At 68.8% G+C, this 1,211-nt stretch carries 2 protein-coding genes; both read right to left on the reverse strand.

Annotated elements, in window-relative coordinates; genetic code table 11:
• Positions 1-561 (reverse strand): glucose-6-phosphate dehydrogenase assembly protein OpcA (locus tag AC5RT3_RS20590; RefSeq protein WP_494125107.1); only part of this gene is annotated, 561 nt, incomplete at its 3' end.
• Positions 558-1,211: glucose-6-phosphate dehydrogenase (locus tag AC5RT3_RS20595; RefSeq protein ID WP_494125108.1), on the reverse strand; the 654-nt coding region annotated here is incomplete at its 5' end. The genes AC5RT3_RS20590 and AC5RT3_RS20595, both read right to left, overlap by 4 nt.

Consider the following 1,211-nt stretch of genomic DNA (forward strand, 5'->3'; position numbering starts at 1 on the left):
GTCCAGGGCTGCGGCGAGTTGGATGCGCCAGTTGGTGAGGCGGGTCCAGGCGAGGTCGGTGTCGCCTGCTTTGTAGGTGGCGCGGATGTTTTCGAGCGCGGCCTGCGGGTCGGGTTCGTTTGCGGAGTCGGTGATCCGGCGGTGCGCGATGCGGCCGATGGAGGTTTCGCAGGCGTTTTCCGGGGCACCGTGCGGCCACCAGGCCACGATCGGGGCGTCCGGAAGCAGCAACGCCGCGACCAGCGACTCGGATTCGTGCGCGAGCTGGCCGTAGCCGCGCAGCACGATCACTTCGGACGCGCCGGCGTCCCCGCCGACCCGGATCTGCGCGTCCAGCCGGTCCGCGTGGTCCTTCCCGGCGTCGGCGAGCACGATGATCCGGCAGGGGTGTTCCCGGCTGGCCTCGTTCGCGGCCTCGATCGCTTCTTCCTCGAGCCCGGACTTCGTCACGACCACCAGGGTCAGGACCCGGCCCAGCGCGATCACCCCGCCCTGCTCGCGCAGGGCCATGATCTTCTTGGACACGTTCGAGGTGGTGGTATCGGGCAGGTCTACGATCATGGCCTTCTCCAGGTTCGTCCGTCACGGGCCAGCAACTCATCCGCCGAGGCGGGGCCCCAGCTGCCGGGGGCGTAGGGCTCGGGCTGCTCTTTCAAGGACGCCCAGTAGTCCTCGAACGGGTCAAGGATCTTCCAGGACAGCTCCACTTCCTCGTGCCGCGGGAACAGCGGCGGCTCACCGAGCAGCACATCCAGGATCAGCCGCTCGTAGGCCTCGGGGGAGGACTCGGTGAACGAGTGCCCGTACCCGAAGTCCATGGTCACGTCCCGGACCTCCATCTGGGTGCCCGGGACCTTTGACCCGAACCGGATCGTGGCGCCCTCGTCGGGCTGGACCCGGATCACCACGGCGTTCTGCCCGAAGTCATCATCCGTGTGGTCCCGGAACAACAGGTTGGGGGCGCGTTTGAACACCACCGCGATCTCCGTCACCCGCCGCCCCAGGCGTTTCCCGGCACGCAGGTAGAACGGGACCCCGGCCCAGCGGCGGGTGTGGATGTCCACCCGGATCGCCGCGTAGGTTTCCGTGGTCGAGTTCGCGGGGATGCCTTCTTCCTCCAGGTAGCCCTGGACCTGCTCACCGCCCTGCCAGCCGCCGGTGAACTGCCCCCGCGCCGAGTGCGTGGACAGGTCCTCGGGGAGCTTGACCGC

The sequence above is a fragment of the Arthrobacter sp. Y3221159 genome (assembly GCF_059089885.1).